General features: G+C 44.6%; 19 protein-coding genes. 14 read left to right on the plus strand and 5 right to left on the minus strand.

Going from position 1 to position 22,302, the window contains the following annotated elements:
* Positions 1-64 precede the first annotated feature (64 nt).
* A complete protein-coding gene (gene hprK, locus DWZ93_RS00275) occupies positions 65-994 on the plus strand; it encodes an HPr(Ser) kinase/phosphatase (RefSeq protein WP_118384126.1) in 930 nt (309 codons plus the stop codon).
* A gap of 4 nt (positions 995-998) precedes the next feature.
* Complete coding sequence (locus tag DWZ93_RS00280; RefSeq protein ID WP_118384127.1) at positions 999-1,931, plus strand: ROK family glucokinase; 933 nt, start codon at positions 999-1,001, stop codon at positions 1,929-1,931.
* A 53-nt stretch (positions 1,932-1,984) separates the two neighbouring features.
* Here the strand turns inward: DWZ93_RS00280 and DWZ93_RS00285 are convergent, their stop codons facing one another.
* A complete protein-coding gene (locus DWZ93_RS00285) occupies positions 1,985-4,585 on the minus strand; it encodes a transglycosylase domain-containing protein (protein ID WP_118451642.1) in 2,601 nt (866 codons plus the stop codon).
* A gap of 141 nt (positions 4,586-4,726) precedes the next feature.
* On the opposite strand from DWZ93_RS00285, the gene DWZ93_RS00290 reads away from it, so the two are divergent.
* Positions 4,727-5,383: a YigZ family protein gene (locus DWZ93_RS00290; RefSeq protein WP_118451643.1), complete on the plus strand. Its 657-nt coding sequence runs from the start codon at positions 4,727-4,729 to the stop codon at positions 5,381-5,383.
* A gap of 52 nt (positions 5,384-5,435) precedes the next feature.
* On the opposite strand, the gene hpf is transcribed toward DWZ93_RS00290, so the two are convergent.
* The 3 genes from hpf to typA form a co-directional block, all read right to left on the minus strand.
* Positions 5,436-5,972, minus strand: a complete 537-nt coding sequence (gene hpf / locus DWZ93_RS00295; RefSeq protein WP_118452050.1) for a ribosome hibernation-promoting factor, HPF/YfiA family — start codon at positions 5,970-5,972, stop codon at positions 5,436-5,438.
* Positions 5,973-6,090: 118 nt separating this feature from the next.
* Positions 6,091-6,516: a hypothetical protein gene (locus DWZ93_RS00300; protein WP_118451644.1), complete on the minus strand. Its 426-nt coding sequence runs from the start codon at positions 6,514-6,516 to the stop codon at positions 6,091-6,093.
* A gap of 16 nt (positions 6,517-6,532) precedes the next feature.
* Positions 6,533-8,365, minus strand: coding sequence for a translational GTPase TypA (typA, locus tag DWZ93_RS00305; protein ID WP_118384131.1), 1,833 nt, complete (start codon positions 8,363-8,365; stop codon positions 6,533-6,535).
* Between the two features lie 235 nt (positions 8,366-8,600).
* On the opposite strand from typA, the gene DWZ93_RS00310 reads away from it, so the two are divergent.
* The 10 genes from DWZ93_RS00310 (at position 8,601) to DWZ93_RS00355 (ending at position 20,019) form a co-directional block, all read left to right on the plus strand.
* Positions 8,601-9,239 (plus strand): single-stranded DNA-binding protein, encoded by a 639-nt coding sequence (locus tag DWZ93_RS00310; protein ID WP_118384132.1) that lies wholly within the window; start codon positions 8,601-8,603, stop codon positions 9,237-9,239.
* Between the two features lie 116 nt (positions 9,240-9,355).
* Positions 9,356-10,246 carry a 4-hydroxy-tetrahydrodipicolinate synthase gene (gene dapA / locus DWZ93_RS00315; protein ID WP_118384133.1) on the plus strand — a complete coding sequence of 297 codons (891 nt, stop codon included), beginning with the start codon at positions 9,356-9,358 and terminating at the stop codon, positions 10,244-10,246.
* Between the two features lie 80 nt (positions 10,247-10,326).
* Complete coding sequence (gene dapB, locus DWZ93_RS00320; protein WP_118384134.1) at positions 10,327-11,085, plus strand: 4-hydroxy-tetrahydrodipicolinate reductase; 759 nt, start codon at positions 10,327-10,329, stop codon at positions 11,083-11,085.
* Between the two features lie 125 nt (positions 11,086-11,210).
* Positions 11,211-11,483: a hypothetical protein gene (locus DWZ93_RS00325; protein WP_118451645.1), complete on the plus strand. Its 273-nt coding sequence runs from the start codon at positions 11,211-11,213 to the stop codon at positions 11,481-11,483.
* Between the two features lie 71 nt (positions 11,484-11,554).
* Complete coding sequence (gene hisA, locus DWZ93_RS00330) at positions 11,555-12,328, plus strand: phosphoribosylformimino-5-aminoimidazole carboxamide ribotide isomerase (RefSeq protein ID WP_118451646.1); 774 nt, start codon at positions 11,555-11,557, stop codon at positions 12,326-12,328.
* 319 nt (positions 12,329-12,647) lie between these two features.
* Positions 12,648-15,212, plus strand: a complete 2,565-nt coding sequence (secA, locus tag DWZ93_RS00335) for a preprotein translocase subunit SecA (protein WP_118451647.1) — start codon at positions 12,648-12,650, stop codon at positions 15,210-15,212.
* Between the two features lie 43 nt (positions 15,213-15,255).
* Positions 15,256-16,366, plus strand: a protein-coding gene (gene prfB / locus DWZ93_RS00340; protein WP_118451648.1) for a peptide chain release factor 2 whose coding sequence is annotated in 2 segments (ribosomal slippage) — positions 15,256-15,330 and positions 15,332-16,366 — 1,110 coding nt in all. Because the reading frame shifts where the segments join, the coding sequence is not laid out codon by codon here.
* Between the two features lie 5 nt (positions 16,367-16,371).
* The gene (locus DWZ93_RS00345; protein ID WP_118451649.1) at positions 16,372-17,592 is read left to right on the plus strand and encodes a homoserine dehydrogenase; all 1,221 of its coding nucleotides are present in this window, start codon (positions 16,372-16,374) and stop codon (positions 17,590-17,592) included.
* Positions 17,593-17,595: 3 nt separating this feature from the next.
* Positions 17,596-18,798, plus strand: coding sequence for a cofactor-independent phosphoglycerate mutase (locus DWZ93_RS00350; protein ID WP_118451650.1), 1,203 nt, complete (start codon positions 17,596-17,598; stop codon positions 18,796-18,798).
* Positions 18,799-18,807: 9 nt separating this feature from the next.
* The gene (locus DWZ93_RS00355) at positions 18,808-20,019 is read left to right on the plus strand and encodes an aspartate kinase (protein WP_118451651.1); all 1,212 of its coding nucleotides are present in this window, start codon (positions 18,808-18,810) and stop codon (positions 20,017-20,019) included.
* 15 nt (positions 20,020-20,034) lie between these two features.
* Here the strand turns inward: DWZ93_RS00355 and rpoN are convergent, their stop codons facing one another.
* On the minus strand, positions 20,035-21,339 hold the full coding sequence (rpoN, locus tag DWZ93_RS00360) for an RNA polymerase factor sigma-54 (RefSeq protein WP_118451652.1): 1,305 nt from the start codon (positions 21,337-21,339) through the stop codon (positions 20,035-20,037).
* A gap of 137 nt (positions 21,340-21,476) precedes the next feature.
* Here rpoN and DWZ93_RS00365 point away from each other — a divergent pair, with 137 nt between their 5' ends.
* A complete protein-coding gene (locus DWZ93_RS00365; RefSeq protein ID WP_118384348.1) occupies positions 21,477-22,301 on the plus strand; it encodes a transketolase in 825 nt (274 codons plus the stop codon).
* Position 22,302 lies beyond the last annotated feature (1 nt).

Below are 22,302 nucleotides of genomic sequence, written 5' to 3' on the forward strand. Positions count from 1 at the left end.
GCGCAAATCTTTTTGTGCCATTCTATTATGGAACGAACATCAAAAGATACAGGAGGAAATAATTATGCCCAGAATAGAAATGTCTAAGCTTGTGGAGAAGATGGATCTTAAGAATCTGACACCGGATGTGGATCTGTCAGGTATTTATCTGGAAGAACCAGAAGTGAACCGTCCGGCATTACAGCTGACCGGCTATTTTGATCATTTTGACAATCAGCGTATCCAGATCATCGGATATGTAGAGTATACATTTCTGGAACGGATGGACCCGGAAGAAAAGGAGCGGATCTATGATCAGCTTCTTGCATGCCGTATTCCGTGTCTGATCTTCTGCAGAAATATGAGGCCGGATAAGATACTGGTGGAGAAAGCAGAAAAAGCTGATATTCCGGTATTTATTACAGAAAAGGTAACCTCCGCATTCATGGCAGAAGTAATACGCTGGCTGAATGTACAGCTTGCACCGTGTATTTCCATTCATGGTGTGTTGGTGGATGTATATGGTGTCGGTGTGCTGATTACAGGAGAAAGTGGTATTGGTAAAAGTGAGGCAGCTCTGGAGCTGATCAAGCGAGGTCATCGTCTGGTCAGTGATGATGTGGTAGAAATCCGCAGAGTCAGCGATGATACTCTGGTGGGTACAGCACCGGATATCACAAGGCATTTCATCGAGTTGCGGGGTATTGGTATTGTAGATGTTAAGACATTGTTTGGTGTCTTAAGTGTACGCGAGACACAGAATATTGATCTTGTAATCCGTCTGGAAGACTGGAACCGTGAAAAAGCATACGAACGCCTGGGACTGGAAGAGGAGTACACAGAGTTCCTTGGCAATAAAGTCGTATGTCATCAGCTTCCGATCCGTCCGGGACGTAATCTGGCGATTATCGTAGAGACCGCTGCAATTAACCACAGACAGAAGCAGATGGGGTATAATGCTGCTCAGGAGCTGTACAAGCGTGTAGAGGAAAGTATGACTAAGAAAGGAAAATAAAAGGATGAGATATTGTATGGGTGTGGATGTCGGGGGCACCAGTGTGAAGCTTGGTCTCTTCGAGACAGAGGGCAAACTGCTGGACAAGTGGGAAATTCCGACCAGGAAGGAGAATCATGGGGAACAGATTCTTCCGGATGTGGCAGCATCGATTCTGAAGAAATTAGAGGAGAGGAAGATCCGGAGAGAAGATGTGGCCGGAGTAGGAATGGGAATCCCTGCACCGGTTGATTCAGAAGGTGTTGTACAGCAGACAGCGAATGTCGGCTGGGGATATAAGGAAGTTACAAGAGAACTCAGCGAACTGCTTGACGGTATGCGGGTAGAAGCCGGGAATGACGCCAATGTAGCTGCTATGGGCGAGATGTGGCTGGGGGCCGGAAGAGGCGAGAAAAATGTTGTCATGGTAACCCTTGGCACAGGTGTTGGCGGTGGTGTGATCGTGAATGGTCATATGATTGTCGGGCAACATGGCGCGGGCGGCGAGATCGGACATATCTGTGTGAACCGTGAGGAAGAGGATGCCTGTGGATGTGGACTGCATGGATGTCTGGAACAGTACGCATCTGCAACTGGAATTGCAAAGCTGGCAAGAAAGGCCTTGAGTGGGGAACATGAAGAGACTGTGCTTCATGGAGAACCAAGTGCCAAAGATGTGTTTGATGCAGTAAAAGCGGGAGATGCACTTGCAACTCGCATTGCGGATGAATTCGGACGATATCTTGGAGCGGCATTGGCGAGTCTTGCTGTAGTGGTGGATCCGGCAGTGTTTGTGATCGGTGGCGGTGTGTCAAAAGCAGGTCCGGTATTGATTCCGTTTGTGGAAAAGGAATTCCAGAAGAGAGCATTCTTTGCGAATAAAGATACGAAGATTGTATTAGCTGAACTTGGCAATGATGCAGGTATCTGTGGAGCTGCAAGGTTGATTTTGAATTAAATACACGATACATAAAAGGAGTGAAGTTCCAATTGAACTTCACTCCTTTTGAGTTAACTTTTAAATTTGTAGATACCTCTCAGATTCGGTAAGAGCAGTCTCGCAGAAGGCTGTTCCGGAGTTGGTGTCTCTCCACCTCCAGTTTCGCCGCCACCAGTATTACCACCGGTATTGCCGCCAGTGTTTCCACCAGAATTGCCACCGGTATTACCGCCAGTGTTACCACCAGAATTACCGCCAGTGTTACCACTGTTATCAGTGTTACCGGTGCTGCCGGAATTATTTTCACTGTTATCGGTTGATTCTTCGTCTGAAGAGTCACTTTCTTCATAATAATTACCGTGTCCCGGACAGGTCTCATCAGGTACAGAACCTTTTGCAAAATATTCCGTTACTGTCGGGCAGGATGGTCTTGCCAGATATCCGGTGATCGAGCATACAGATTTCTTTTCTACACTGGAAGGCATGGTAAAATCTTTTTCTTCCAGATTTGCATGAACTCTGCTCATAATGCTTTTCCAGATTCGGAAACGATACTGGGTATCGATACCTGTCAGTGACTTGTTCTCGTCGTATCCGCCCCATACTGCACAGGTGTAATATGGAGTGAATGCACAGAACCAGAGGTCCTGATCGTGGTCAGTAGTACCGGTCTTACCGGCTACCGGCATGTTGTCAAGTTGTGCATTACGTCCGGTACCGCTGGTAACAACGTCTTCCATGGCACTGGTGAGCAGTGCGGCAGTGGAATCCTTAATCACGGTCTTAGTCTCTTTATTACCTTCCAGAAGAACATTACCGTCATGGTCAAGGATCTTGGTATAAAGAGTTGGCGTGTTGTATACGCCGCCGTTAGCAATCGTTGCAAATGCTCCGCAGAGCTGATAGTTATATACACCGTTAGTCAGACCACCAAGTGCGATGGATTCTACTTTGTCAGAATCCTCCAGGGTGGTGATTCCGAAATTCTTAGCATACTGATATCCCAGTGCAGGTGTTACTTCGTCAATTGTCTTAACAGCGCATACATTCTGTGACTGTTCAATGGCTTTTCTCATGGTAATGTCACCAAGATAACTTCCGGATGCATTCTTCAGAGAAGCCCCATTGGAATAATGCCATGGTTCATCGCGGATGATGGTTGCCAGTGTCTGACCACATGCATCCAGCGCAGGCGCGTAAGTGGAAAGAATCTTGAAACATGATCCCGGCTGTCTAGGGGAACCCTTGTATGCACGGTTCAGGCTCAGGCTGGATGTTTTGGTGCCACGTCCGCCGACCATTGCTTTGATCTGTCCGTTGGATTGATCCATCAGTGTGACAGATGCCTGAGGTTGTGGAGTAAGAGTAAGGTTCTCTACGTAAGTATCACCTTCCTGTGCAATGGTGGATTTCCATTCCTCTACAAAGGCTCTTGCTTCATCCTCAGAAGAATAGAGCAGCCCCTGCTTGTCACCTTTGACATTCAGTGCATAGTTACGCAGGTCGTTGGAGCCGTAATTTTCAACCGTTCCATCGGCACGGGTTACTGTCAGTGCGTAGGCAATACCAACTTCTGTCAGCCATGGATAGTTTTCTGAATTATTCATTTCTTCATCGCAGATCTTCTGCATCTCTACATTCTGAGTAGAGTAAATGCTGAGTCCACCGCTGTACAGTGCATTGTATGCCTGTGTCTCAGAGTAGCCGAGACGATCCATCAGATCACTTACTACCTGTTCAGACAATGCATCTACAAAGTAGCTGTTTGGAGAATCCTGTCCAATCTCACTGTTAACAGTCTGGATTCTGGCATATACATCATCTGCCATTGCCTCATCGTAGGCAGTCTGATCAATATATCCCTGCTTCAGCATATTGCCCAGAACCTTTTTTCGTCTTTTTGCATTGGCTTCCGGCTGAGTGACCGGATCATAACCGGATGGATTCTGAGTAATACCTGCGATTACTGCCGATTCCGAAAGCGTAAGTTCGGATACATCCTTGTTAAAATAGCGTTTGGAAGCAGCCTGAACACCCAGTGTGTTCTGTCCAAGGTTAATTGTGTTCATATAACACTCCAGGATTTCATCTTTGGACATCTGCTTTTCAATCTTCAGGGCAAGGTACTGCTCCTGGATCTTACGTTCCAGTTTTTCAGAAAATGTATTTTCAGATACGAAGTTCGGGAATACGTTGTTCTTGATCAGCTGTTGGGTAAGAGTACTGGCACCCTCACTGAAGTTACCACCGTGTGCGACACCTACAACGAAGGCACGCAGGATACCCTGTGGGTCAATTCCCTTATGATCATAGAAACGTTCGTCCTCAATTGCGACAAATGCATGTTGCAGATCAGTTGGTATCTCATCAATCGACTTGTAGATACGGTTGGATCCTGATGCAACGAAACGTTCCAGCTCTGTGGTTCCGTCATCTGCATACACAAAAGTAGTATAACCACTTGGACGTACATCATCCGGAGAGATGTCGGGCGAGTCGTTGATGATCTTTTTTACAAAAATGAGGCCGCCTACTCCCACACTTACACAGGCGACAAGTATCAAAAGCAAAAAGGCCTTGAATAATCGCACTCCCATGCGTTTTCCCTGCATGGTACCTTTGGAGGTGATTTCTTTTTGCCTTTTTGAAGCTTTTCGTCTTCCATAATTCATGAATTTAGCCTCCTTTATCCACAGTATTATACCAAACTTGATAATTTAAATAAAGAAAAAATTAAAATCTTCATATTTATGTAGGAAAATCTTAATAAATCCGTTATAGTAGTAGTCAGGACAAGAAGGAAAGGTGAAAATATGCCAGAAGAATACAAGTTGGCCTATAGAGGCGGAACAGGTGAAATTGTAGAAAAAAAGTCTCGTTTTATCGCAGATGTAATGCCGGTGTCAAGTGAAGATGAAGCACAGGCATTTATTGCTGATATTAAAAAGAAATACTGGGATGCCAGACATCACTGCTTTGCATATGTGATCGGTGACCGACATGAACTTGCCAGATTCAGTGATGACGGAGAGCCGGGAGGTACGGCGGGAAAGCCGATGTTAGATGTGCTGATGGGAGAGGATATCCATAATGTAGCAGTGGTAGTGACCAGATATTTTGGAGGTACACTGCTTGGTACGGGAGGACTGGTAAGAGCATATTCCGGAGCAACGAAAGAGGGACTGGCCCATTCACAGATTATATCCCGGATTCGGGGAATAAAGCTTTCCGTAGATACCGAGTACGGAGACCTTGGTAAGATTCAATATATATTAGGAGAGCGAAAGATTACCATTCTGGATTCTGTGTACACAGATAAAGTGCAATTGACCTGCGTGATTCCTGTAGAGGAACTTACTGCGGTACAGGAAGAGATTACCGAAGGGACGGGAGCAAGAGCTTCCATGGAAGAGATAGGAGCCTGCTTTTATGCAGAGATAAATGGACAGATAAAAATCCTGGAGGAATGACCTCCAGGATTTTTGATATCAGGGATTATCCCTGAACGATTATGCATATTGTTTACTGAAATTCAGGCTCGATCAGACCAAATGTACCGTTCTTTCTCTTGTACACGACATTAACTTCTTCTGTCTCTGCGTTAGAGAATACGAAGAAATCGTGTCCGAGAAGTTCCATCTGTACACAAGCATCTTCCGGGAACATTGGCTTGATACCAAACTTCTTGGTGCGCACGATCTGAATCTCGTCAGTGCTGTCGATGGCAGGTTCTTCTTCGAAAAATTCCTGTTTGAAAGCACTGCCTTCCTGATGCCTTGCTATCAGTTTGTTTTTATATTTGCGAAGTTGACGTTCGATCACTTCTTCTACGAGGTCAATAGATACATACATATCTGTGCTTGTCTGCTCAGAACGGATGATATCACCTTTGACCGGAATGGTTACCTCGATCTTCTGGCGGTCTTTTTCAACGCTTAAGGTTACGATAATTTCTGTGTCAGGTGTAAAATACCTCTCCAACTTACCAAGCTTACTAATGACGCTGTCCTTCAGACCCGGGGTTACTTCGATGTTCTTTCCACTGATGATAAAATTCATAAAATCCACTCCTTTAACAGTGATTTTCAGAAAAATAAAATGTCTGACAATTGATACTTCAAACAACAATCTTTCTGATATGTTGAGTATAGCACGTTTGTCAGACATTGTATAGTTTTTATTTATTTTCTTTTTCACTCTTTTTGTCGCCTTCGTCATCGGTATCGGCAGAGAGTACATGAGTGGTGAACAGGAACTTTCTTGTGGCGAACAGTACGGCAATGGCGCATACACCGATCAGGCTGGTAATCGCTGAGGTGTGGTCGATAATGACCTGCCTTGCCAGTGCAAATACCAGCAGTTCGAATACCATATCAGAAGTGTGATAATACATCATGCGGATCAGTTCTACACAGATTATCAGGTTCATGCTGTAAGAAAGGAGATGCTCGTATGCTTCAAACGGATCGCCATCCATCAGGTGAAAGATGGAACAGATCAGGCGGAAGCAGAGGAGTCCGGTGCCGATCAGCATGGCTATGGTGATGATCATTTCCAGTGCATAGGCAAGACTGGAAATGATAAGAGTACATTTTTCTTTCATGGGTATCCTCCACAGATTAGCTCTGCTTCATGTTAGCACGTTTACGGAGTCTTGGATCCAGGATCTTCTTGCGGATACGAAGACTCTTAGGTGTTACCTCCAGTAATTCATCGGTGTCGATGAAATCCAGAGCCTCTTCCAGACTCAGTACTTTTGGTGTGGTCAGACGAAGCGCGTCATCAGCACCAGATGAACGGGTGTTGGTCAGATGCTTGGTCTTGCATACATTTACTTCGATATCGTCAGTCTTACCGTTCTGTCCGATGACCATACCGGAGTATACTTTTTCACCAGCACCGATGAAGAGAGTACCACGTTCCTGGGCATTGAACAGACCGTAAGTAACAGATTCTCCGGTCTCGAATGAGATCAGGGAACCCTGTTTACGATACTGGATGTCGCCCTTGTATGGAGCATATCCGTCGAACAGTGTGTTCATGATACCATTTCCCTTGGTGTCAGTCATGAATTCGCCACGATAACCGATCAGACCACGGGCAGGGATAGAAAATTCCAGACGGGTATAAGCACCGCTGCTGGCATCCATGTTGCGAAGTTCACCTTTTCGCTGACCTAATTTCTCAATGACAGTTCCGGTAAATTCGTCCGGTACGTCAATATATGCAAGTTCCATTGGCTCCAGAAGTTTGCCTTTTTCATCTTTTTTGTACAGCACCTCAGCTTTACTTACTGCAAATTCATATCCTTCACGGCGCATATTCTCGATCAGGACAGACAGGTGAAGCTCACCACGTCCGGATACTTTAAAACTATCCATATTGTCTGTCTCTTCTACGCGGAGGCTGACGTCAGTATTCAACTCGCGCATCAGACGGTCACGAATGTGACGGGAAGTTACGTATTTACCTTCCTGACCTGCGAGTGGACTGTCGTTTACGATAAACTGCATTGCAATCGTAGGCTCAGAGATTTTCTGGAATGGGATTGCCTGCGGATTCTCCGGTGAGCACAAGGTATCACCAATGGAAATGTCTGAGATACCGGATACAGCCACGATAGAACCGATGGTAGCTTCCTTGACATCAATCTTGTCCAGTCCGTCGAATTCGTACAGCTTACTGATACGTACCTTTTCCTGGCGATCCGGATTGTGTTCATTGACTACGACCATATCCTGGTTTACACGGATGGTTCCGTTATCAACTTTACCGATTCCGATACGTCCTACGTATTCGTTATAATCGATGGTGCTGATCAGTACCTGTGTGCCGGCTTCCGGATCACCTTCTGGTGCAGGAATATAGTCCAGAATCGTCTCGAACAGTGGAATCATGTTGTCCGGGCTGTCATCCAGCTCCAGGATCGCGTAACCATTTTTAGCGGAAGCGTATACGAATGGGCATTCAAGCTGCTCCTCGTCAGCATCCAAATCGATAAAGAGTTCCAGTACTTCATCGATGACTTCCTCCGGTCTTGCTTCCGGACGATCGATCTTATTGATGCACACGATAACCGGCAGTTTCAGTTCCAGAGCTTTGCGCAGTACAAACTTGGTCTGTGGCATGGCACCTTCAAATGCATCTACTACCAGAACAACACCATTTACCATCTTGAGAACACGCTCTACCTCGCCGCCGAAGTCGGCATGTCCCGGTGTGTCGATGATATTGATTTTGGTATCTTTATAATATACGGCGGTGTTCTTGGAGAGGATGGTAATACCACGCTCGCGTTCGATGTCGTTGGAGTCCATGACACGTTCCGCAACTTCCTGATTCTCACGGAATACACCACTCTGCTTCAGTAATTCATCCACAAGTGTCGTCTTGCCATGATCGACATGGGCAATGATCGCGATATTGCGGACGTCTTCTCTTTTTTGTCTCATAAATATCTTCCTTTACAATTCAATACTTTTACCTATTTAATGTGTTCAACTTTAGTATTGTATCATATTTTTTTGAAATTACAACTACTAATCAAAGAAAAGAAAAACCAGAAGAAAAGCAGTTCTAAAGAGAAATGTGAATGCATAAACTAGGTATTACCCCGGTGAATGACAGAATAATGCCGGGAGACAAAGAAGCCTGAAATACATTTCGGAGGAAGGGAGAATTACATTGATGTCAGATAAGATTATTGAAAACAACCAGGTGACAATTATCGGAGAGATCGCAGGAAAATTTGTATTCAGCCATGAGGTTTTCGGAGAAGGCTTTTATATGGTAGATGTGCTGGTCAGACGACTCAGTAACTCGGAAGATCAAATTCCGCTTATGATCTCAGAGAGACTTTTGGATGTGACGCAGGACTATACGGGTGAATACATTATGGTAAATGGACAGTTCCGTTCCTATAATCGTCACGAAGAGCAGAAAAACCGGCTGATCTTGTCGGTATTTGTGCGGGAAGTGGAATTTATCAGTGAGGAACCGGACGGTGCTAAGACGAATTCAGTGCTGCTTGATGGCTATATCTGTAAACAGCCGATATATCGAAAAACACCGTTAGGACGTGAGATCGCAGATCTGTTACTGGCAGTTAACAGACCATATGGTAAGTCTGATTATATTCCGTGTATCTGTTGGGGACGCAATGCAAGGTACGCTTCCGCTTTTGAAGTAGGAGAGCATGTACAGGTGCTTGGAAGAATTCAAAGCAGAGAGTATGTGAAACGTCTGTCGGAGACTGAGACAGAGAAACGGACGGCTTATGAAGTATCTGTCAGCAAGCTGGAATGTATGGATGATGCAGAGGAATGATAAGGATTAAATTCGCTCCGGTCACAGAGACGCCATAATCGCTCCATTGACACGAAAAAAGAATAATGTTAGAATTTTGTACATATATAAATATTCAGCAGTTCAGGAGGGATAATATGGCAATATTTACAGGCGCAGGAGTGGCACTGGTCACACCTTTTCATGAAGATGGAAGCGTTAATTATGACAAATTAGATGAGCTGATTGATTACCATTGCGAACATGGTACAGACAGTATTATTATATGTGGAACAACAGGAGAATCTTCTACTTTATCGGAAGAAGAACATATGGAGTGCATCCGCTTTGCGGTAGAACGTACCAGGAAAAGACTTCCGGTAATTGCAGGTACCGGTTCCAACGCTACTTATACAACGATTGATATGTCGAAAGAAGCAGTAGAGTATGGCGTAGACGGACTTCTTCTGGTGACACCATATTATAACAAAGCGACACAGGATGGCTTGATCGCACACTATAAGGCAGTTGCAAAGGAAGCAAAGGCTCCGATCATTATGTACAGCGTAGCCAGCCGTACAGGCATGAATATTGCTCCTGAGACGGTAGCAACACTGGTAAAAGAGACGGATAATATCGTAGCGATCAAAGAAGCATCCGGTAATATCAGCCAGGTGGCTAAGATCATGAATCTGACAGACGGAAAGATAGATCTGTATTCCGGTAATGATGATCAGATTGTTCCGCTTCTTTCATTGGGTGGTATTGGTGTGATCTCGGTACTCTCTAATGTAGCCCCACAGTATACACACGATATCTGTGCGAAGTTCTTTGAGGGAGATGTAAAGGCTGCATGTGATATGCAGCTTAAGGCGATTCCGTTGATTGAGCAGTTATTCTGTGAGGTGAATCCGATCCCGGTTAAGAAGGCAGTGAACCTGATGGGAATGGAATGCGGAGGACTTCGTATGCCTCTGACAGATATTTCAGCAGAGCATGAGAAGAGCCTGGCAAAAGCCATGAAGGATTTTGGTATTCAGCTTGTATAAGTGAGTTAATAAGTCATATAACAAGGACAGACGGCGGGATGATCGCCCTCTGTCCTTACATAGCATATAGGAGGATTCTGATGATAAAAGTATTAATGCATGGATGTAACGGCAAGATGGGACAGGTAGTCAGCCGCATGGTGGATGAGACAGAAGGAATGGAACTGGCTGCAGGTGTGGACAGATTCCTTGGAAGAGAGAATCCATATCCGGTATTTGAAAGCGTGGAAGCGTGTGATGTGCCGGTAGATGTAGTGATTGATTTTTCCAATGCGGCAGCAGTAGATGACCTGCTGGAAGCATGTGCGAAGAAAGGGCTTCCGGTGGTTCTGTGTACTACAGGACTGAGTGAAGAACAGATTGCAAAGGTTAAGAAGACTTCGGAAAAAGTTGCAGTGCTTCGTTCTGCTAATATGTCTCTGGGAGTGAACCTGTTGATGAAGCTTCTGAAGGATGCATCTAAGGTGCTTGCTCCGGCAGGATATGACATTGAGATCGTAGAGAAACATCACAATCAGAAAGTAGATGCACCGAGCGGTACAGCACTGGCGCTGGCAGATTCTATCAATGAAGCGATGGACAATGTATACTCATATACCTACGATAGAAGTCAGGAGAGAAAGAAACGTTCTGATAAGGAAATTGGTATCGCGGCAGTACGCGGCGGTACGATCGTGGGCGAACATGAAGTAATCTACGCCGGTGAGGATGAAGTGATCGAATTCAAGCATACGGCATATTCCAAAGCTATTTTTGCAAAGGGAGCGGTGTCCGCAGCAGCATTTCTGGCAGGAAAAGAGCCGGGACTTTATGATATGTCAGATGTGATCCAGTTCTAGTTTTCCAGATACTTCCATTCATGGAATGAGCCTGATATGGTATATATTCTTAAAAAATGCAGATATTACTGGTACCAAGTATTACTTGATTATCAAAGAATATACATGAAAGGGAGATTTAATCTATGAAACAGTTAAAGAAAACGCTGGCGATCCTGCTGTGTGCAGGATTGATGTGTGGACTTACCGGTTGTGGAAACAGTGGCGATGCTGCAGATAACGGCACGGTAAATGATGGCACAATTGATGATGCCGGTGATGCGATCCGGGACGGTGCCGACGATGCTGGTGATGCAATCCGGGACGGTGTCGACGATGCTGGTGATGCAGTTCGTGACGGCGCAGATGATCTGGATGGCGATGTGCAGAACAACAGTGATAACAGAACTAACAGATAAGAGAGTTAAGCAGACGGAGGATGTGCTCCTCCGTCTGTCTTTATATAAGGAAAAAGATTGGGAGAAAGAGAATGCGGTTCAGACCATGTATCGATATACATAATGGAAAGGTGAAACAGATTGTGGGCGGAAGCCTGAAAGATGCCGGGGATCAGGCAGAAGAGAATTATATTTCGGAACAGGACAGTACCTTTTATGCAAAAATGTACAAAAAGGACAATTTGAGAGGTGGACACATTATCCTGCTGAATCCGGCAGGATCCGAATACTACGAGGCAACCCGTAAGCAGGCACTGGCAGCACTTCAGGCATTCCCAGGAGGGATGCAGATCGGTGGCGGTGTGACAGCGGAGAATGCAAAAGAATATCTGGATGCAGGAGCAAGCCACGTGATTGTGACATCTTATGTGTTCCGAGAAGGAAGAATCCGTTGGGACAGGCTGGAACAACTTCTGCAGGTAACAGGGAGGGAGCATCTGGTTCTGGATCTCAGCTGCAGGAAGCGGGAAGATGGTGCATATTATATTGTGACTGACCGTTGGCAGACATTTACGGATGAGAAGCTTACTTCGGAACTCATGGGAAAGCTTGGCGCTTATTGTGATGAATTTCTGATCCATGGTGTAGATGTGGAAGGAAAATCAGCGGGTGCACCGGAGGAGCTGGTGAGCATTCTGGCATCTTGTGAGGGGCGGCCGATTACTTATGCGGGAGGAATCGGAACTATGGAAGATCTGGAACGATTCCGAGTGCAGTCCGGAGGAAAACTGGACTTTACCATTGGCAGTGCTTTGGATCTTTTTGGCGGCAAGGTTGCTTACGATGTTGTTAAGAATTATTATTAAGAATGATAGCGGGAGTCTGATGACCTGAATCTGTACGGTTGATCCTGTACTTTCAGTAGTTGAAATGATTGAATTGGATGAGGGTTAGTGGTACAATAAAATAGTTATCTCAGTCGAGAAGACTCCCGCCTCTTTAGGTGGTGAGTAATAGCAAATTTATCTCAGTGGGAGTTAGGTCTCCGACTGAGATAAACGCTCCGCGAGGATGCACAGTGATTCTGATAAGAATATGTCAGCTTCGCTGACCAGAATCACGCGCCAAGTCTCACGGACGTTCGACTTGAATTTATAGAATTAATGAAAACGAGGAGTTACCAATATGGGCTTATTACAAAAGTTGTTTGGAACACATAGTGAAAATGAATTAAAGCGAATTTATCCTATCGTGGATCGCATAGAAGCACTGGAGCCGGAGATGCAGAAGCTGTCGGATGCAGAGCTTCGGGACAAAACCCGTGAATACAAAGAACGTTATGCAGAAGGAGAGTCTTTGGATGACCTGCTTCCAGAGGCGTACGCGACGGTGAGAGAGGCGTCTGTCAGAGTACTTGGCATGCGTCATTTCCGTGTACAGTTAGTCGGCGGTGTCGTTCTTCATCAGGGACGTATTGCTGAGATGAAGACTGGTGAAGGTAAGACACTGGTATCTACCCTTCCGGCATATCTGAATGCATTGACAGGAGAAGGCGTACATATCGTTACGGTCAATGACTATCTGGCAAAGCGTGACTCAGAGTGGATGGGACAGGTACATGAATTTCTGGGACTGACAGTCGGCGTAGTACTGAACAGTATGGACAAAGAAGAACGTCGTGCTGCTTATAACTGCGACATTACTTACGTAACAAATAACGAACTCGGATTTGATTATCTGAGAGATAACATGGTCATTTACAAGGAACAGCTGGTACAGCGCGGCATGAAGTTTGCTGTTATCGATGAGGTCGACTCTGTATTGATTGATGAAGCACGTACACCACTGATCATTTCCGGACAGAGCGGCAAGTCAACGAAGCTTTATGAAGCATGTGACATTCTTGCAAGACAGATGGAAAAAGGTGAAGCCAGCGGAGAGTTCTCTAAGATCAACGCCATCATGGGAGAAGAGATCGAGGAAACCGGAGACTTTATCGTAGATGAGAAGGAAAAGAACATCAACCTGACAGAAGATGGTGTGAAGAAGGTAGAGAAGTTCTTCCATCTGGACAATCTGGCTGATCCGGAGAACCTGGAAATCCAGCATAACATTATCCTGGCACTCCGTGCGCATAACCTGATGTTCCGTGACCAGGATTATGTGGTTAAGGATGATGAAGTACTGATCGTAGATGAATTTACCGGACGTATCATGCCTGGACGCCGTTATTCTGATGGTCTGCATCAGGCGATTGAGGCGAAGGAACATGTAAAGGTGAAACGTGAGAGTAAGACGCTGGCGACCATTACATTCCAGAATCTGTTTAATAAATACGAGAAGAAGAGTGGTATGACAGGTACCGCGCTGACAGAGGAGAAGGAGTTCCGTGAGATCTACGGAATGGACGTTGTAGAAATCCCGACCAATAAGCCGGTCATCCGTCAGGATCTGGATGATGCCGTATATAAGACGCAAAAGGAAAAATACAGAGCAGTCTGCGATGCAGTAGAAGAAGCACATGCCAAAGGACAGCCGGTGCTGGTTGGTACGATCACGATCGAGGTATCGGAACTTCTGAGTGGTATGCTGAAGCGAAGAGGTGTACAGCATAATGTATTGAATGCCAAGTTTCATGAGATGGAAGCTGAGATTGTAGCGCAGGCAGGTCAGCATGGAGCAGTAACGATTGCTACTAATATGGCCGGTCGTGGTACGGATATTAAGCTGGACGATGCGGCAAGAAAAGCCGGCGGTCTTAAGATCATCGGTACAGAGCGTCATGAGTCCAGACGTATTGACAATCAGCTCCGTGGACGTGCCGGACGACAGGGAGATCCGGGTGAATCCAGATTCTACATTTCTCTGGAAGATGATCTGATGCGTTTGTTTGGTTCTGAACGTCTGATGAGCGTGTTTAATGCACTTGGTGTAGAAGATGGCGAACAGATTGAGCATAAGATGTTATCCAGTGCAATCGAGAAGGCACAGGAGAAGATTGAGAATAACAACTTTGGTATTCGTAAGAACCTGTTGGAATATGATCAGGTAATGAATGAGCAGAGAGAGATCATCTACTCTGAGAGAAAGAAGGTCCTGGACGGCGAGAGTATGCGTGATTCTATCATCCATATGATCACAGAATATGTGGAGAATCTGGTAGACAGTGATATTCCTGCAGATGCAGATCCGGAAGACTGGGATCTGGTGAACTTTAATGTAAGCCTCTGTAATGTGATCCCGATGAAGCCGGTTGCACCGGAAGAAGTTAAGGATATGAATGCCAAGAAGTTGAAGCATATGCTGAAAGAGCGTGCGGTGAAGCTGTATGAGCAGAAAGAAGCAGAGTTCCCGGAACCGGAGCATATCCGTGAACTGGAGCGAGTGGTTCTTTTGAAGGTTATCGATAATAAATGGATGGATCACATCGATGACATGGATCAGCTGCGTCAGGGTATTGGATTGCAGGCATATGGTCAGAGAGATCCGAAGGTTGAGTACAAGATGATCGGATATGAGATGTTTGATGAGATGACAAGAGCAATTTCTGCTGATACGATCCGTGCATTATACCGTGTGAAGATCGAGCAGAAAGCAGAACGCGAAGAAGTAGCCAAGGTAACCGGTACGAATAAGGATGAAAGTGCCGTACGTGCACCGAAAAAGCGTGAGAATAAGAAAATCTATCCAAATGATCCATGTCCATGTGGAAGTGGTAAAAAGTATAAACAGTGCTGCGGACGTAAATAAACGTCCCGGTATTTCATGTATTTAAGTAGAAAGAGGTGATAGTGTGGTAGAACTGGACCAGTATAAAGGACGGCTCAGTGCTTACGAGAGCCCACTTGCTGAAATGAGGGATTCACTTTGACATCCCTGGAAAGAAACAGAGGATTGAAGAATTAGAACGTAAGATGGAAGAACCGGGATTCTGGGATGAACCGGAAGAAAGCCAGAAGATTATGAAGGATCTCAAAGATCTGAAAGATCAGGTAGAGACAGTGGAACATCTGGAACAGAGCTATGAAGATATTGGACTGTTGATTGAGATGGCGTATGAGGAAGAAGACGAATCGGTGCTTCCTGAGATAGAAGAAGAGCTGAATGCATTTGAAGAGGGTTATGAGAGCCTGCGCATCCAGACGCTTCTGTCGGGCGAATATGATAAGTATAATGCAATTGTAACACTTCATGCAGGAGCTGGCGGAACGGAGTCCTGTGACTGGGCGAGCATGCTGTACCGCATGTACAGCAGATTTGCAGAGCGCAAAGGATTCGGTGTGAAGGTACTGGACTTTCTGGAAGGAGATGTGGCGGGGATTAAGACGGTTACGTTTGAGGTCAGTGGTGAGAATGCCTATGGATATTTTAAGTCTGAAAAAGGTGTACACCGCCTGGTGCGTATTTCGCCATTTAATTCTGCAGGAAAGAGACAGACATCATTTGCATCCTGTGATGTGATTCCGGATATTGAGGATAATATTGATGATATTGAACTCAGTGATGATGAACTGAAGATCGATACCTATCGTGCTAGTGGAGCGGGTGGTCAGCATGTCAATAAGACATCATCGGCAATCCGTATCACGCATCTGCCGACAGGAATTGTGGTACAGTGTCAGAATGAACGCTCACAGCATCATAACCGTGATAAGGCAATGCAGATGCTGAAAGCGAAGTTAAAGCTCCTGAAAGAGCAGGAGCAGGCGGATAAGGTGTCAGATATCCGTGGTGAGATCAAAGAGATCGGATTCGGCAATCAGATCCGTTCATATGTTATGCAGCCGTATACGTTGGTGAAGGATCATCGGACAGGTGCGGAGAGCAGCAATGTCGGCGCAGTGCTGGACGGAGCATTGGAACCATTTATTAATGCTTTTTTACAGGAACAGAGGAAAGGGTAGAAGATATGGCAAAGATAGCAGTGCTTGGATATGGAACAGTAGGATCCGGAGTCTATGAGGTACTCCGTACCAACCGTGAAGTGATCGCACAGAGAGCAGGAGAAGAACTGGAAGTAAAATATGTACTGGATCTGAGAGATTTTCCGGGAGATCCGGTGCAGGAGGTAATCACTCATGATTTTGAAGAGATCGTAAATGACGAAGAAGTTCAGATCGTTGTAGAAGTGATGGGTGGTATTGAACCGGCTTATACATTTGTAAAGAGAAGTCTTCTGGCAGGAAAGAATGTTGCCACATCGAATAAGGCACTGGTGGCAAAGCATGGAGCAGAGTTGATTCGTGTTGCAAAAGAGCAGAATGTGAATTTCTTCTATGAAGCAAGTGTGGGTGGAGGCATTCCAATCCTCAGAAGCTTGTATGAATCTCTGACCGGAGACGTGATTGAAGAGATCGTGGGAATTCTGAATGGAACAACCAACTATATGATGACTAAGATGTTTTATGAAGGCGCCGGATACGATGATGTGTTAAAAGAGGCACAGGACAATGGATTTGCAGAGCGTAATCCGGAGGCAGATGTGGAGGGCTATGACGCCTGCCGTAAGATTGCAATCCTGGCGTCTATTATTTCCGGCAAGCAGGTAGATTTTGAAGACCTTTACTGTGAAGGTATTACGAAAGTAACAGTAGAAGATATGCAGTATGCAAAGGTAATGGGAAGAACGGTGAAGCTTCTTGCAACATGCAAGAGACATGGTGAGACGCTTAGTGCCATGGTATCTCCGTGTCTTCTGAGTCAGGATCATCCACTGTTCAGTGTTAACGGAGTCTTTAATTCGGTATTTGTACATGGCAATATGCTGGGCGATGCGATGTTCTACGGAAGTGGCGCAGGCAAGCTTCCAACGGCCAGCGCTGTAGTTGGTGATGTGGTCGAAGCAGTTAAGAATATCGGTCATAATCTTGGCTATGGATGGAGCGAGGAGAAACTTCAAATTCAGAAACAGGAAGAAGTTGAGCATCGTTTCTTTGTACGTATCAAAGGTAAGAAAGAAGAACTTCAGCAGAAACTGGAAGCATCTTTCGGAATGCTACAGTATGTTGAAGTTCCGGAGATTGCTGGAGAGTTCGGATTTGTGACAGAATCCATGAAAGAGGGCTTATATGAGAAAAAAGTGTCTGATTATACAGAAGATATTATCAGCATGATTCGCGTGGAGGACTAGTTTATGAAATATATCATCGTGTTAAGTGACGGAATGGCAGGAAGACCGCTGGAGGAATTGGGCGGTAAGACAACGCTGGAAGCTGCTGATACACCGAATTTTGACCGCCTTGCAGAGAAAGCGGAGATCGGACTGGCATCTATGGTGCCGGAAGGAATGGCACCGGGAAGTGATACTGCCAATCTGTCAGTAATGGGATATGATCCGAAGATTTATTATACCGGAAGATCACCGTTAGAAGCACTCAGTATCGGTGTAGATATGGCAGCAGATGATGTGTCGTTCCGCTGTAATCTTGTGACACTGACGGAAGATGGTGGTGCTTACGAAGATCAGAAGATCATCGATCATAGTTCCAGTGAGATCAGTACCGAAGATTCTACCGTTTTGTTAGAGGCATTAAAAGAAGGCCTGAAAAGAGAAGGTTATGAATTCTACGCAGGTACCAGTTACCGTCATCTTCTGATCTGGAAACATGGTAAAGTGTTAGAGCTTACGGCGCCGCATGATATCCTGACAAAGACCGTTGGAGAATACCTGCCGAAGGATTCAGTACTCCTTGACATGATGAAGAAGAGCTATGAGATATTGAAAGATCATCCGATCAATGTAGAGCGTAAGAAGCAGGGACTGAACCCGGCTAATTCTGCATGGTTCTGGGGTGCAGGTACCAGACCGGCACTTGCATCATTTGAAGAAAAGACCGGCAAAAAGGGTGTGATGATCTCGGCGGTGGATCTGTTGAAAGGAATTGCAGTCGGTGCAGATATGGATCGCATTATCGTAGAAGGTGCCAATGGTGGACTGCATACCAATTATGAGGGCAAAGCAGATGCGGCAATCCACGCATTGTTAGAGGATGGTTATGATTTTGCTTATGTACATGTAGAAGCACCGGATGAGATGGGACACATGGGTTCTATGACGGATAAGATTACAGCGATTGAGAATGTGGACGGTCGTGTTGTGGCAAGGATCACGGAAGCAATGGACCGGTCGGGAGAAGATTACAGACTAATGATACTTCCGGATCATCCGACGCCGATCTGTGTGAGAACACATACATCTGAGCCGGTTCCGTATATGATTTACGACAGTAGAAAGGCAATTGACGGAATTCATACATATAATGAAAAAGAAGCAGCAAAGAGCACATGCATCTGGAAGGATGGTTATCGATTGATTGATCATCTTCTGGAATGCTAAGGAGGAGCTATGTTAATTGTAAAGAAGTTTGGCGGAAGTTCTGTGGCTAATAAAGAAAGAATATTTCGCGTGGCAGAGAGGTGCATCGAAGATTATAGAGCCGGTCATGATGTAGTAGTAGTATTGTCAGCAATGGGAGATACGACCGATGATCTGATCGCTATGGCACATAGCATTCATGCTAATCCAAAGAAAAGAGAGTTGGATATGCTCCTGACCACAGGAGAACAGGTATCCGTATCCCTGATGGCTATGGCTATGCAGAGCCTGGATGTACCTGCAGTATCGCTGAATGCGTTTCAGGTGCAGATGCATTCTACAGAACGGTATGGCAATGCAAGATTCAAGAGGATTGATACAGATCGTATTACCCACGAGCTGGATTCACGAAAGATTGTAATCGTGACTGGTTTTCAGGGCGTTAATAAATATGATGATCTGACGACACTTGGCCGAGGTGGATCTGATACCACAGCAGTGGCACTGGCAGCGGCGTTACATGCTGACAGGTGTGAGATATTTACGGATGTCGACGGTGTCTACACAGCTGATCCGAGAATCGTAAAGAATGCGATGAAACTGGATGAAGTGACCTATGATGAGATGCTGGAGTTAGCCTCTCTTGGAGCGAAAGTCTTACATAACAGATCAGTGGAAATGGCTAAAAAATACGGCGTAGAGCTGGTGGTAAGATCCAGCCTGAACCGTTCAGAAGGTACAGTGATCAAGGAGAAAGTCAAAATGGAAAAAATGTTAATCACAGGCGTTGCAGCCGATACGAATACCGCAAGAATCTCAGTGATCGGAGTAGACGATCAGCCGGGAACTGCATTCCGCATTTTCAATACACTTGCAAAAAATAATATTAACGTAGATATCATCCTGCAGTCAGTGGGACGAGATGGAACTAAGGATATTTCATTTACTGTATCCGAGGATGATCTGGATGATGCAATCCATATTCTGGAGGATCACAAAGAAGCACTGACGATTAAAGAAATCACAAGCAATAGAGATGTGGCTAAGATTTCTGTAGTCGGTGCCGGTATGATGAGTAATCCTGGTGTGGCTGCTAAGATGTTCGAGACTCTCTATAATGCGAGAATTAACATCAATATGATTGCTACATCCGAGATCCGTATTACAGTACTGGTTGACAAAAAGGATGTAGAGAAAGCATTGAATGCTGTACACGACGGATTTGCCGGACAGCTGGAATAAAGAAAAGCAACACTGTTAAATCAGTGTTGCTTTTCTTTCGGAAGCATTAGGGATGTTTGCTAATGTCCGATACTTAGTTACGGTTCTTCTAGATATATGTATACCTTTTTGAATGAGGGCGTTAGTAAGAGCCTGATCGCTAAATGGTTTCGCTTTATTTTCATATTGAATCAGTTGATGTAATAGAAGAGTAACCTGTGAACAACTGATTTCTTCATTGCCTGTCTGTGATAATCCTGTAGAGAACAATGATTTGAGAGGAACGATACCATTTGGATATTGGATGTATTTATTTTTTATGCCGCGGCTAATGGTTGAGACAGAAAGATTTAATTCGTCTGCAACATCAGACATTGTCATGGGATGTAAGGGTGCAGTTCCGTTGAAAAAAGCTTCCTGACGTTGTACAACGGAATTTGAAATCGCAAGAATTGTGTTCCGTCGCTGTTCAATCTGTTGGAAAATAAAATGTACCCGTTTGTATTTTTTCTCAAAGTAATCTTTTAAAAGCACGTCTGTAGATATCTGCATCATGTGGATATAGTAATCATTTAAACTATAATTTTCTATCCAGTTATCATTCAGAGAGATATTCCAGTTGTTTTCAGATTTTTCAACAATTATATCAGGAATGATATATTCGTTTGTGGAGTCTCCAATGCCTGTTAGCGGGGGAGGCGGTAAAAGTTTGACCAGCCGAATCATCTGCCGGACTTCAGGAACAGAGATGGCGAGGTCATCTGCAATAGTTCTCAGATTTCCGGATGCAATATCATCGAGATGATTTAAAATCAAGCGGGTATAAGATTGATTTTCAATGCCGTTGATGTGAAGCTGATACAGGAGGTAATGGGCAATATCCGGCTGGAATATTCCAGAAGGTTCCAAGGTTTGTAAAATGCCAAGACATTTTGCAGAGGATTCAGCAGGAATGTGATACAACTCCATCAGATCCTCTGGTGTATATGGAAAGAATCCCTTGTCATCCATTAAAAGGATCATCAACTTCATGATTTTTAATTCTAATGTGCTGAACTCGGAATAATGGATCTGGCTCATGATAAAATTAACGAGGTAATTATTATCAAGAGCGCGTATCTCTGGCTGGAATGCCTCATCCGATGTTACTGATGCCTTTGAAAAGGGGCGACTAACTGCAGAATCTGAGCTTTTTACATCCAATAAAGGGTTTTCATTATATTCTTCCTGTAAAAAAGTACTCAATTCATAGTTGTCCATGGCAAGCAGTTTTAAAGACTGAATCTGTTTTTGACTGAATATCAGTTGTTGCTTTTGGGAAAAAATAAAACCTTGTTCCATAATGAATATCACCTCCTATAATTTATAATAGCAAAAAACGTGCCAAATTTGTGTGTTAAATTTTGAAAAGAACACACTAAAATGGCATGTTTTTTGCTTTATAAAATAATAAAAAATAAAACAAAGGAGTGTGGAAAATGTTAACAGAGAAAAGAGTAGAAGAATTAGAAAAATTTGCCACGGATATACGGATTCAGACAATCCGTCAGATGAAAACAAGAGGTTTCGGACATATGGGAGGCGCGATGAGTATATGTGATCTTCTTAGTGTGTTGTACGGAGAACAAATGAAATATGATGCAGATAATCCAGAATGGGAAGAGCGGGATTGGTTGATCTGCTCGAAAGGTCATGCGGGCCCGGCAGTGTATGCAGCGTTGGCATTGAAAGGCTTTTTCCCAATGGATTGGCTGGATACCCTAAATCAGCCGGGAACAAGATTGCCGAGCCACTGCGATCATTCAAAGACACCGGGAATTGATGTGACAACCGGTTCACTGGGACAGGGACTATCGGTGGCTGCCGGAATCGCGTTCGCTAAGAAGATTGAACAAAAAGAAAATACAATTTTCTGTATTATTGGTGATGGAGAAAGCCAGGAAGGGCAGAACTGGGAAGCTGTTATGTTTGCTGCACAGCAAAAACTTGGTAATCTGATTCTGTTTGTTGATGACAACAAGCAGCAGTTGGACAATATGACGTCTAAAATATGCAACATGGATAGCTTTGCTGAAAAATTCCGTAGTTTTCATTGGGATGTTCAGGAAGTAGATGGACATAACATTAATGAATTAAATACTGCAATTACAACTGCGAGAAATAATGATGAAAGACCCCATGTGATTGTGATGAACACAATAAAGGGAAAAGGATGTTCTTTTGCGGAGAATATATTAAAAAATCATCATATTAACGTGTCAGCAGAGCAGGCGGAAGATGCAGTCAATAAATTGAAACGATAGG

Origin of the sequence: Dorea sp. AF36-15AT, from assembly GCF_003477705.1 — a bacterium.
Classification (GTDB): Bacteria; Bacillota; Clostridia; order Lachnospirales; family Lachnospiraceae; genus Claveliimonas; species Claveliimonas ammoniilytica.